This window comes from Lacticaseibacillus boliensis (assembly GCF_054784775.1).
Genome location: NZ_BAAIHN010000004.1, coordinates 102031 through 114042 on the forward strand (window position 1 = coordinate 102031; position 12012 = coordinate 114042).

General features: G+C 53.0%; 12 protein-coding genes. 11 read left to right on the plus strand and 1 reads right to left on the minus strand.

Features of this window, described 5'->3' with window-relative positions; translation table 11 throughout:
- Window positions 1-36 precede the first annotated feature (36 nt).
- Entirely contained in the window at window positions 37-1470 is a 1434-nt protein-coding gene (gene cls, locus ACYVRB_RS03195) for a cardiolipin synthase (protein WP_461213496.1), read from the plus strand.
- Window positions 1471-1549: 79 nt separating this feature from the next.
- Here the strand turns inward: cls and ACYVRB_RS03200 are convergent, their stop codons facing one another.
- The gene (locus tag ACYVRB_RS03200; protein WP_461213497.1) at window positions 1550-1660 is read right to left on the minus strand and encodes a DUF4044 domain-containing protein; all 111 of its coding nucleotides are present in this window, start codon (window positions 1658-1660) and stop codon (window positions 1550-1552) included.
- Window positions 1661-1811: 151 nt separating this feature from the next.
- Here ACYVRB_RS03200 and ACYVRB_RS03205 point away from each other — a divergent pair, with 151 nt between their 5' ends.
- The 10 genes from ACYVRB_RS03205 to ftsA all read left to right on the plus strand — a co-directional run bounded on the left by ACYVRB_RS03205 (window position 1812) and on the right by ftsA (window position 11996).
- Window positions 1812-2141, plus strand: a complete 330-nt coding sequence (locus ACYVRB_RS03205; protein WP_461213498.1) for a hypothetical protein — start codon at window positions 1812-1814, stop codon at window positions 2139-2141.
- A gap of 171 nt (window positions 2142-2312) precedes the next feature.
- Window positions 2313-2744, plus strand: a complete 432-nt coding sequence (gene mraZ / locus ACYVRB_RS03210; RefSeq protein WP_461213499.1) for a division/cell wall cluster transcriptional repressor MraZ — start codon at window positions 2313-2315, stop codon at window positions 2742-2744.
- A 2-nt stretch (window positions 2745-2746) separates the two neighbouring features.
- On the plus strand, window positions 2747-3706 hold the full coding sequence (rsmH, locus tag ACYVRB_RS03215) for a 16S rRNA (cytosine(1402)-N(4))-methyltransferase RsmH (protein ID WP_461213500.1): 960 nt from the start codon (window positions 2747-2749) through the stop codon (window positions 3704-3706).
- Window positions 3699-4076, plus strand: a complete 378-nt coding sequence (ftsL2, locus tag ACYVRB_RS03220) for a cell division protein FtsL (protein WP_461213501.1) — start codon at window positions 3699-3701, stop codon at window positions 4074-4076. Before rsmH ends, ftsL2 begins: the two co-directional genes overlap by 8 nt.
- Window positions 4076-6253: a penicillin-binding protein gene (locus tag ACYVRB_RS03225; RefSeq protein ID WP_461213502.1), complete on the plus strand. Its 2178-nt coding sequence runs from the start codon at window positions 4076-4078 to the stop codon at window positions 6251-6253. The genes ftsL2 and ACYVRB_RS03225 overlap by 1 nt, the downstream gene beginning before the upstream one ends.
- 36 nt (window positions 6254-6289) lie before the next feature.
- Window positions 6290-7255 (plus strand): phospho-N-acetylmuramoyl-pentapeptide-transferase, encoded by a 966-nt coding sequence (gene mraY / locus ACYVRB_RS03230; RefSeq protein WP_461213503.1) that lies wholly within the window; start codon window positions 6290-6292, stop codon window positions 7253-7255.
- 15 nt (window positions 7256-7270) lie between these two features.
- Window positions 7271-8638: a UDP-N-acetylmuramoyl-L-alanine--D-glutamate ligase gene (gene murD, locus ACYVRB_RS03235; protein ID WP_461213504.1), complete on the plus strand. Its 1368-nt coding sequence runs from the start codon at window positions 7271-7273 to the stop codon at window positions 8636-8638.
- A 1-nt stretch (window position 8639) separates the two neighbouring features.
- On the plus strand, window positions 8640-9731 hold the full coding sequence (gene murG, locus ACYVRB_RS03240) for an undecaprenyldiphospho-muramoylpentapeptide beta-N-acetylglucosaminyltransferase (RefSeq protein WP_461213505.1): 1092 nt from the start codon (window positions 8640-8642) through the stop codon (window positions 9729-9731).
- A 31-nt stretch (window positions 9732-9762) separates the two neighbouring features.
- A complete protein-coding gene (locus ACYVRB_RS03245; RefSeq protein WP_461213506.1) occupies window positions 9763-10575 on the plus strand; it encodes a cell division protein FtsQ/DivIB in 813 nt (270 codons plus the stop codon).
- A 122-nt stretch (window positions 10576-10697) separates the two neighbouring features.
- Window positions 10698-11996, plus strand: coding sequence for a cell division protein FtsA (gene ftsA, locus ACYVRB_RS03250; RefSeq protein WP_461213507.1), 1299 nt, complete (start codon window positions 10698-10700; stop codon window positions 11994-11996).
- Window positions 11997-12012 lie beyond the last annotated feature (16 nt).

The window sequence follows — 12012 nt, forward strand, 5'->3', positions numbered from 1 at the left end:
TACACTTTTTTAGTCTGGTGAAAGGAGGAATGGCCGATGTGGTTCTTGGGGATCGGCGTGGCAGTGGTCGTGATCAACGCAATCTTGGCCATGATCACCGTGTTTTATCAGCCGCGAGACATTGCCGCAACCTGGGCGTGGCTGTTGGTGTTGCTCCTGTTACCAGTGGTGGGGTTGCTCTTATACTGGATTTTTGGCCGGAAGTTGTCTGCCAACAAGCTTAACGCGCTGGCGACCCAGCAGCGTCTGGGGATCGATAAGATGGTGGCTTCGCAACAAGAAGCGATTAACGTCGGTTCCGGATTGATTGGTCAGCAGCAAGCTGCCGGGGTACCAGAGCTGGTACGAACGCTGTTGCAGATCGATGGTGCCTTGATCACGACAATGAACTCGGTGACGCTAGAGTCCTCACGCCGGCGCTTCACCAAGGCGTTGTTTGCAGATATCGCCAGCGCTGAGTCCCATGTGCATCTGGAAGCCTACACGATTGAACCAGATGCCATTGGGTTGCACTTGCGGGATTTGCTGGTCGCCAAAGCCCAAGCCGGCGTGCGAGTGCGGGTGATGTATGACACTTTCGGCTCCCACCGGTTAAACGCGCGCTTTTGGCGGCCACTGGAAGCCGCCGGCGGCCAGGTCACGCCGTTTTTTGCGACGCGTGCCGCCCGGTTGAACCCCCGGATCAACTTCCGCAATCACCGTAAGCTGACAGTGATCGACGGCAAGATCGGCTACATGGGCGGTTTTGACATCGGGAACTCACCACGGCATTTGCCCATCCGCCAAGACACCCAATTACGATTGACAGGACAAGCCGTCGCAGTGCTCCAGGCACGATTTTTCACAGACTGGAACACGACGGCAAAAATCAAAAAGGTTCATTTTCAAGAGAACTATTTCCCTCCGGCTAAGGATGACGGAAAGACAACGATGCAAATTGTGGCCAGCGGCCCGGAACAAGATTACGACACCCTGCGACTCGGCTATCTGCGCCTGATCGCGATGGCTAAATCAAGTATTTGGATTCAGACGCCATATTTTGTACCCGACGAGAGTCTGCTTGATGCGCTGATCTTCGCCGCTAACGCAGGCATCGACGTGCGGATTATGGTGCCGCGCCATACTAACCAGCCGCTGATGGCTGCGGCGTCGAGTTTTTATATTGATCGCGTGGTTGCTGGTGGGGGGCAGGCGTTTTATTTTGAAGACGGCTTTTTGCACGCCAAGACCTTCGTTGTTGATGGCAAGATCTTGGCCACCGGTACAGCCAACTTTGACATCCGCAGCTTCAAGCTGAACTTCGAGATCACGGCCTTCCTTTATGATGAGCAGCTGGCCAAACAAGCTCAGGAACTATTTTCGGCAGACTTGACCAAGGCCACACCATATCAGCTGAAGACCGTCTTGAAGCGTTCGCGCTACAAGCAGCTGGGGGCAGAACTCGCCCGATTGCTGGCGCCGATCCTCTGAACTAAGATCGTGAAGAAGTGCTCTTGCGCAAACACAAACAGGCACGCCTTGTGGCGTGCCTGTTTGTGTCTCTATTAAGTTACCCGAATGCTGCCACGGAGCCCAGGATCGCACCCAAAATGGTGACGATGAGCATTGCCCATGCGGCAATATGGGTGATCCACCAGAATTTGGTGCGCTCTTTCTTCATTAGCCGAGAGACCTCCTTGTGCCATGTTTTCTTATAGTGTACCCGTTTCTTAAAGATGCGGCAAATCAAATCGCTACGGCTTTTGCTTTTGACCAAAAACCGGTATGATTAAAGAAGAACGGCACGGCAAACGTGCAAAAGGCGGTGTGCGATGATTCGGATCCTAGCAATCAGCATTCCGATAGTGTTGTGGGGCTTGTTGTTAGTCCTGATCAGCAAGGCACATTATCGGAAAGATTTTTGCTTTTTTCTACTGACTTTCATCAATTTTGTGGCGATTTGGCAATTGACGCAGTTTACCGCCGGCGATTACTTATGGTGGGTGCTACTGGCGGCTGCGGTGAGCGGTGGTTTGGTCGCTTGGCTCGTGATCATCGATGAGCATGATCTACTGTTTCGCCGCTATTGGCATTGGCTTTCTCGAGTCCTGACCATCGCCTCCACTTGCTGGTGGCTAGCGGCGATTTTCTTCTCGAAATAGGGACGCCACCCCACAATTATCCACATGGACAAACCCTTGCAACCACAGCGTTGTAGGGGCTTTTTTGTTACAATTGTTAAAATTTTAACGTCGGTTAAGGGAATGTGGGGGTTGTTGTGGTGGAACGTGGGGGATTGTGGTAGACTAAAATCAACGTTGGGAGGTGATCCCATGCTCATGGGTGAGTTTCATCACAGCATTGATGCCAAAGGTCGACTGATCGTTCCTGCGAAATTTCGCGAAGCGCTCGGTCCCGCATTTGTGCTGACCCGGGGCATGGATGGTTGCCTTTTCGGCTATCCATTATCAGAGTGGCAAAAACTACAAGAAAAATTGGCCGGATTACCCCTTGCTAAAAAAAGTGCTCGGACGTTTTCCCGCCTGCTCCTGTCTGGAGCGGCGGAGTGCGAGCTTGATAAGCAAGGGCGAATCAACTTACCCAACAACCTGATCGCACATGCGGCGTTGACCAAAGCGTGTGTCTTGATTGGGGTCTCCACGCGAATCGAAATATGGAGCGCTGAACGTTGGGCGGCATATTCCGAAGAAGCCGAAGATGACTTCGACGATATCTCTGAAAATCTAATTGACTTTGGACTGTGATCATGACTGAATTCACTCACGAAACTGTGCTGCTCCACGAAGCAGCGGCCAACCTTGCGATTCGCCCAGATGGGGTGTATGTCGATGCCACGCTCGGGCGCGGCGGGCACACACGCCAGATTTTGGGGCAGCTGACAAGCGGCCAGTTGTATGCATTCGATCAAGATGAAGAAGCAATCGCGGCGGTTCGCCAAGCGATGGTGCCGATGCCTGAGAACTTACACCTGATCCACACCAACTTCCGCAACCTGCAGGCCGCTTTAGCTGACGAACAGGTTGCCCAGGTTGACGGGGTGTTGTACGACTTAGGCGTGTCGTCACCGCAGTTTGATGACTCCAAGCGAGGCTTTAGCTATCGCTTCGATGCCCCGTTAGACATGCGCATGGACCAAAGCCAGGCATTGTCTGCCAAAACGGTGATTAACGACTGGCCGTTCAATGATTTGGTCCGGATCTTCAACCGTTATGGGGAAGAGAAGTTTGCCAAATCTATCGCCCGCCAGATCGAAGCCGCGCGCGCCAAGCAACCGATCGAAACCACGTTTGAACTGGTCGAGTTGATCAAACAAGGCATCCCGGCCAAGGCGAGACGCACCGGCGGCCATCCGGCCAAGCGGGTCTTCCAAGCGGTGCGGATCGCCGTTAACGATGAACTCGGGGCGCTGGAAGAAAGTCTCACCCAAGCCGTGAAGATGTTGACGCCTGGTGGTCGCATCAGTGTGATTACCTTCCAGTCGCTCGAAGACCGGCTGATCAAGACGATGTTCAAAGAGCTGACGACCATTCAAGATTTGCCGCGTGACTTACCGGTGATTCCTGAAGGCCTGCAGCCGGATTACCGCTTGGTCAGTCGCAAACCGATCTTGCCATCAGAAGCAGAGCTCGAACATAATCATCGCGCACATAGCGCAAAATTACGCGTCATCGAAAGAATTGCCAAAGGAGGGGACGCTAATGCTTGATAATACAGCCCGACAGCTCGCACCGCAGCCGACACCGACCACGCCGACTGCGCCGGTTCAAACACCTCAACATATTCCAGAAGCTAAACCGCAGGCCACAAGCTTTAGTCCGTTTGAAAAGTTGCTCGTGTGCGCCTGCGGGATCCTGGCGACGGTCATGTGTCTGTTTTATCTTGGCGGCCAAAATCAGCTTGCAAACAGCAACCGTACATATCAAGATGTCCAAGCCAAGATCGCGACTCAAAATCAAAACGTGACTGATCTCAAGCAGACCATTGGTGAACTCTCTAACTCGAATCGATTGAATAACTTTGCGAAGGCCCATGGCCTGACGGTGATCGAAGGCAACATAAAGCGTGTGAACAAGTAATGGCGAAATCAACCTCTAAACGACAGACAAAAGCGATTCATCCGACCCGTAACCGTCGGTGCTTCGGCATCATACTGATGGGGCTCACGGTGTTGGGGTTGGTTGCGTTTGGCTGTCGTTTTGCGTATATTGCCGCCGGCGGGAAGATCGATTCGGCCAATTTGAGCAAATATCGGCAAAAGGTCGTCAGTAAATCAACGGTCCTTAAAGCCAAACGTGGCTCGATTTATGACCGCGACGGCGGCGTGATCGCAGAAGACTCGAATACCTATACGATTTATGCCGTGGTCGACCACAACTATGTCAGTGGCAAGAAGAAGCTATACGTGCAAGACAAAGCAAAAACGGCCAAGGTGTTGGCTAAATATTTACCGCTGTCTGTAGCTAAGATCCAAGCAATTTTGACGCCTAAAAACAGCCACACGTTCCAAGTTGAGTTTGGCACCGCCGGCACTGGACTGAGCTTGGCGACAAAGCAGGCGATTCAGGCCGAAAAACTGCCTGGGATCAACTTTACGGATTCGCCATCGCGCCTGTATCCCAATGGCATCTTCGCGTCGCATGTGATCGGACTGGCGCAACCGGCCGTGCATGCAAGCGACACCGACCAACTGGTGGGTGTGATGGGCTTGGAGAAGCAGTTCAATAGCATTCTCAAGGGGACTAACGGCTACCGTAGCTCGCAAACTGATGCTTATGGCTATCAATTGCCAGAATCCAAAGTGAAGACTAAAGCGGCCGTCAACGGTGGGTCGATCTATACAACAATCGATCCGAGCCTACAGACTTATCTGGAAACACTGATGACGAATGTCGCCACCAAATATCAGCCCAAGTCGCTGCTGGCGGTGCTCGAAGATCCTAAAACCGGGGAGATATTGGCGGCTTCACAGCGGCCGACCTTCGACCCCAGCACCGGTGAAGGCATGAGTTCAATGTGGCGTGACATCTTGGTGGAAGATAACTACGAACCAGGGTCGGTCATGAAAATGTTCACCCTTGCTAGTGCGATCCAAAGCGGCAACTATCATCCTAATCAATATTACAAATCAGGGACGGTGAAAGTCGCAGACACAACGATCCGCGACTGGTCGACCAGCATGAATGGGACCAATTGGGGGACCATTCCGCTGAGTCAGGCGTTCCCGCGTTCTAGTAACGTCGGGATGGTCAAGATCGAACAGACGATGGGCGCGACGGTATTTTCGGAATACCTGCGCAAGTTTGGGTTCGGTCAGCAGACAGGGATTGCCTTGCCAAGTGAAACCAGCGGCACTTTTGATTTTGGTTCTTACCTCGATTCCGCGATGGCCAGCTTTGGCCAGAGTATCGACGTCAACGCGATGCAACTGATGCAAGCGTCAACGGCGATTGCCAACCGCGGTGAGATGGTCAAACCACGGATCATTTCGAAGATCGTGAACAAGCAAGGCAAAACGACGCGTTATGGCAAGCAAGTGGTCAATAAGCCAATCAGTGCTGATACTGCTGAGCAAGTGATTTCGGCGATGAAAGAGGTCGTCAACGCCAGCTATGGTACCGGTGCGGCGTACAAGATGCCAGGCGTTGACTTGGCGGTCAAAACCGGGACGGCGCAGATCGCGTCGAGCAATGGTGGCGGCTACCTTAACGGCAACAGCAACTATATCTTCTCCGTCATGGGCATGGCACCAGCCAAAAATCCGAAGTATGTCTTATACATTGCGATGAAGCAGCCGCAAAAGCTGACTGAAGCCGCTGAATCGATCATGGCCCAGATTTTCAAGCCGATGATGACGCGGGCGTTGGCGCTCGATGGGAGTAATAGTGTCGCATCAACTACCGATGAAACCGCGACGGTGCCCAACGTTACTAACGATGCGCTGGCGACCGCCCAGCAAAAGCTCACTAATGCCGGTTTCAAAGCGGCGGTGGTCGGCACCGGTACGCGGGTCGTGCAACAGTTACCGACCAGCGGTGGCAATGCCTTGAAAAACGCGCATGTGGTTTTGTTGACCAATGGCGCGATGACGATGCCTGACGTGTCTGGCTGGTCTAAGAGCGATGTGTTAAAATTGCAACAATTGACGGGCAAAAACTTCAAACTAACGGGTTCAGGATATGCAACGCAACAATCATTGAAGGCAGGCGCATTGCTTGGTGACCAGAGTGTCACGATCCAATTTGCCCAACAATAACATATAGCAACATAAATCTATTCAAAGGGGCATATCATGCAGTTAGCACAAATGTTGATCCCGATGGTGGCGGCTTTTGCCATCACGGTGATGGTGTTGCCGTTGTTTATCGGCTACATGCGATTCAAAAAAGAAGGCCAAATGATCCGCGAGGAAGGGCCAACCTGGCATGCGAAAAAAAGCGGGACACCGACGATGGGCGGGGTGGTTTTCATCCTTGCGATCATCATCGCAGCGATCGCAACGGCGATCTGGCAGCATGCGCTGACAACTAGCGTCTGGGTGGCGCTGTTTATTTTGTTCCTGTACGGCATCTTAGGTTTCATCGATGATTTTGTGAAGTTGTTTCATCATCAAAATCAAGGCTTGCGTGCTTGGCAGAAGATGCTCGGGCAGATTATCGGTGCGATCGTTGTTGTGATCGCCTACTTGCACGACGGTTTCAGTCATGGCATTCCGGTACCTTTCATCGGCGAAGTTAACGCGTTGTGGTTCTTCGTGATATTTGCAATCGTGTGGCTGGTGGGCTTCTCCAACGCGGTGAATCTTTCCGACGGGTTGGATGGTCTCGTTGGCGGTTTATCAACGATTGCGTTTGGCACCTATGCCATCATTGCCGCTCATGACGGTCGGGTAGATGTTTTGATCGTTTGCTTGGTTACTATCGGCGCGATGATTGGGTTTTTGCTGTATAACCACAAACCGGCCCAGATCTTCATGGGTGATGTTGGTAGCTTGGCTTTAGGCGGGATGCTGGCGACGGTGGCGATCTTGTTGAATCGTGAGTGGTCGCTCTTGTTAGTCGGGCTGGTATTTGTTTGTGAAACCGCCAGTGTCATCATTCAAGTGGCAGTGTTTAAAACCACCGGCCACCGGGTGTTCAAGATGAGTCCGATCCATCATCACTTCGAGATGTTGGGCTGGTCTGAATGGCGGGTCGATATCACCTTCTGGCTGGTTGGAATTGTCGCAAGCGCGTTGTATTTAATCATTTTCTTGTAGAAAGAAGTAAGGGCAATGTTGGATATCAAGACGTATCAGAATAAAAAAGTACTGGTTTTAGGTTTGGGGATGAGCGGGGTCAACGCGGCCCGGCTGCTCAATCAGCTTGGCGCGTTAGTGACTGTGAACGATAAGAAGAAATTCGATGACAACAAAGACGCCCAAGCCTTGTTGGCTGACGGCATCAAGGTCATCACTGGGTACCATCCAATCGAGCTGCTCGATGAGCATTTTGAATTGATGGTCAAAAACCCAGGGATTCCTTACACCAATCCGATGGTCAAGCGGGCCCAGGAACTTCATTTGCCGATCATTACCGAGCCGGAACTCGCTTATCAGATCTCTGAAAGTAACTGGATCGCCGTCACCGGCTCTAATGGCAAGACCACGACGACGACACTGATCGGGTTGATGCTCAACGAGGCCGGGCAAACCGCCTATGATGCCGGCAACATCGGGATTCCGGCCAGTCGCATTGCCCAAAAAGCAGGCAAAAGCGATACCATCGTCGCTGAACTGTCCAGCTTCCAACTTTGTGGGATCGATCAGCTCCATCCGCACATCGCGGTGTTGACCAACATCTATGAGGCCCATCTGGATTGGCACGGTAACCGTAAAAACTACGTGGCGGCCAAGATGCGGATCACGATGAACCAAACTGCAGATGACTTTTTCATCATGAATTGGGATCTGCCAGAGATGCAAGAGCTGGCCAAGCAAAGCAAAGCCAAAATCGTGCCGTTTTCTCGTACCGGCGTTGCTGGGGCCCGCGCGATGTTACAAGATGGGTGGTTGTGCTTTGATAACGAGCGCATTATGAAGGCAGAAGAGATGCAGATCCCAGGTACTCACAACATCGAAAATGCCTTGGCCGCCATCGCAGCTGCTAAGCTTTCCGGCGTCGATAACGCTGCGATCGTGGCGGTACTGACGCGCTTTACCGGCGTCAAGCACCGGATCCAATATGTCCAAACAGTCAATCAGCGCAAGTTTTATAACGACTCCAAGGCCACCAACGTTGAGGCGGCTAGTGTCGCGTTGAACGCTTTTGCTCAACCAATCGTCTTGCTGGCAGGGGGACTCGATCGCCATCTGCCAATGGATGATCTCGTACCCTTGGTTAAAAAGCATGTTCATGCCATGATCACATTCGGGGAAACCGCGCCGTTAATGAATGAAGTTGCAAAACTTGCCGGCATTCCTTACCAGCAAACCGACAACGTTAAGACGGCGGTGCCGTTAGCGTATAAGGCCAGCCAGCCTGGCGACGTCATCTTGCTGTCACCCGCCGCGGCGTCATGGGATCAGTTCCCGAACTTCGAGGTTCGTGGCGATGTCTTCATCGACGCGATCAAGCAACTGGCAGAAAGCGAGGAAGTCTAAGATGCGAGTGATCGTCTCTGGTGGCGGCACCGGGGGGCACATCTACCCGGCGCTGGCCTTACTTGAGCAGTTGCAAAAGCGTGACCTACTAGATGACGTGTTGTACATCGGCACCAAGCGCGGGCTCGAAAGCCGCATCGTCCCTAACGCCAAGATCCCGTTTAACACCATTGAGCTGCAAGGTTTCAAGCGCAGTCTCAGTCTGGAAAACGTCAAAACTGTCACTGAGTTCATCAGCGGATTACGCAAGGCCAAGAAGATCTTGCGTGACTTTAAGCCCGATGTGGTCGTCGGCACCGGTGGTTATGTTTCTGGTGCGATCTTGTTCGAAGCCGCCCGGTTGCACATTCCGACCGTCATTCACGAGCAGAATTCGGTTGCTGGCGTAACGAACCGCTTTTTGGCCCGCTATGTTGACAAGATCGGGATCGCTTTTCCCGAAGTGGCATCAAGTTTTCCTGCCAGTAAAGTCGCCAAAGTCGGCAACCCCCGCGCCCAACAAGTGGCGGGATTGCGGGCTAACGACCGTTTGGCTGACTTTGGGTTAGATCCTAAGCGCCAGACACTGTTGATTTTTGGTGGGTCACGAGGCGCGCCGATGATCAACCAGGCGGCTGTCAACGCGTTGCCCGCATTCGCCAAGGCCCGCTTCCAGACGCTGTTTGTCACCGGCCGCCGGCATTTTGACACGATTCAGGCTGAAGTCGGGGAGTTGCCGGATAATGTCCGCGTCGTCCCTTATGTCGACGACATGCCAGCGATCTTACCAGACATCGCGCTGGTGATCGGGCGCTCTGGGGCGACTTCGATCGCGGAGTTGACAGCGCTGGGAATCCCGGCAATCTTGATTCCAAGTCCGAACGTCACGGGCAACCACCAGTTCATCAATGCGTCTAGCTTGGCCAAGGCCGGCGCGGCGTTGGTGATTCCGGAAAGCGAGCTTGATGCGACGTTTGCCACCAAGGTCGTTGATTTGATGCACGATGATGCGCGTTTAGTCGAAATGACCCGCGCCGCCAAACAACTCGGGGTACCAGATGCCGCTGATCGGCTGATCGCGCTGATGCAAGAAGCGATCGCGGCCAAGCACTGATTTTTTGCCACGAAGAGAGCGAGGTGACATGATGGCGTGGTTTTCAAAGCCCGACAAAAAACAAGATCCATTGACGCCTTGGGAGGCTTATCAGGCCAAACATGCTGAAAAAGCCGCTCCCAAAAGGCATCTGCCATTGCCGACGGTGGCGCATACGCGGCAACATCGCCGGCGCCGCAACCTCGCGTTGTTGCTGACGCCCTTGGCCATCGTCGTCATCTTGATGCTGTATATGGTGTCGCCGTTATCCAAGGTCGGTGAGCTGTCTGTCCGTGGTGAAAACACCCTGCCGGCACAAGACGTGATCAGTGCCAGCAAGCTTGGCCATTCGCAGGTCGTGATCGACTTGATGCTGCATCGTAACCGGGTCGAAAAACGGATCACCAAAGCCCTGCCGCAGGTCAAAAACGTGACGGTGCACGTTCACGCTTTCAACCAGATCACGCTGCAGGTACATGAATTTGCTAGCCTCAGCTATATCCAAGAGCACGGCAGCTATCATGTGCTGTTAGCCAGCGGGCAAGTGTTGAAGACTGCAACAAGTAGTCCCAAGAGCACCTATCCGATCTTCACCGGCTTCACGCGCAAAGAGGCGTTCAAGATGGCGCGAACCGTCGCCAAATTTCCCACCGCGGTCCGGCGTGGGGTGTCTGAGGTGAAAGCGACGCGTGGGGCGGCTAATCCATACCAGATCACGATCTCGATGGCCGATGGCAACTTAGTGGTGGCGGATTCACGGACGGTTGGTCAAAAGATCCGGTATTATCCGAAGCTGTTGGCGGATGTGTCGAAGAAGGGTAAAATTGACTTAGAAGTTGGCGCATTTTTCGTCCCATACAAGTAAACACGCAAAATCCTTAATCTTTGCTTCGATTTAGTGAGGTGACAAGGCTTTGTGTGGTAAAATCAAACCAGTATTACGTTTTCAATCAGTTAATTAATTCCAGTCCAGGAGGTTCCGTCGTCATGGGAAATCAAGACATCTACGTTGGACTTGATATCGGGACCACCTCAATAAAAGTCATTGTCGCCGAGTATATTCAAGGTCAGATGAACATTATTGGTGTGGGTAGTCAGCGTTCCGCCGGTCTCAGCCGTGGCGTGATCGTCGATATCGACAAGGCGGTGCAAGCAATCCGCCAAGCCGTGAGTCAAGCAGAAGAAAAAGCAAGTATCAAGATTGATTCAGTGGTCGTGGGCGTGCCTGCGAACCTGTTGCAGATCGAATCTGTCACTGGCATGATCGCGGTGGGAGATGCATCTAAAGAAATCACAGATGCTGACGTGAAGGCCGTTGCGGCCGCTGCGTTGGTGCGCAACCTACCCCCGGAGCGTGAAAGCTTGCAGCTTTCACCAACCGAGTTCATCGTCGATGGCTTCGACGACATCAAAGACCCGCGTGGCATGATTGGTGTGCGGCTTGAGATGCACGGGATCCTGTTCACGGTGCCGAAGACGGTGTTACATAATACCAAAAAGGCGCTGGCTAAGGCCGGGTTGACGATCCGCCACGTGGTGATCAACCCACTGGCCTCTGCCCAAGTTGCCTTGAGCGACGGGGAACAAGATTTTGGCACGGTGTTGGTCGATGTCGGTGGCGGTCAAAGTACCGCTGCGGTCATCCACGACCACAAATTGAAGTTCGCCTATGTTGATCAAGAAGGCGGCGAATATGTGACCAAAGACATCTCGGTGGTGTTGAACTCTGGGTTCAAAGATGCTGAGAAGTTGAAGCGGGATTATGGCAACGCGGATTCGCTGGCAACCAGTGAGGACGAAACCTTCCCAGTCACCGTGGTGGGCAAAACTGAGCCGGTCATGATCTCCGAAAAATATCTTTCGGAAATTATCGAGGCGCGTTTGGGACAGATCTTTAAGCGTCTCAACGGTGCGTTGCAACAGGCTAACGCTTTGGATCTGCCTGGTGGCATCGTGATTACCGGTGGCACGACAGCAATTCCCGGCATTGTTGACTTGGCGCAAGATATTTTTTCGGCGCCGGTACGCCGCTATATCCCAGGTGAAATGGGATTGCGGCATCCGGCCTTCACACAGGCGTTGGGCTTGATTCAGTACGCCAGCGGCCTTACGGATATCGATTTGCTGGTTGGTAGCGTGTTACCGACTGGGACTGTAGCGCAGCCAACACCAGCAATACCGGTTACCCATGAAACCGCACCGGCAGAAGAACCGGTCGCGGAAGATTCACCGGCTGAGAAGAAGCCAAGTGCACTGCGGCGCTTCTTCGGTAACTTCTTCGAATAACCACGAACTCTAGGAG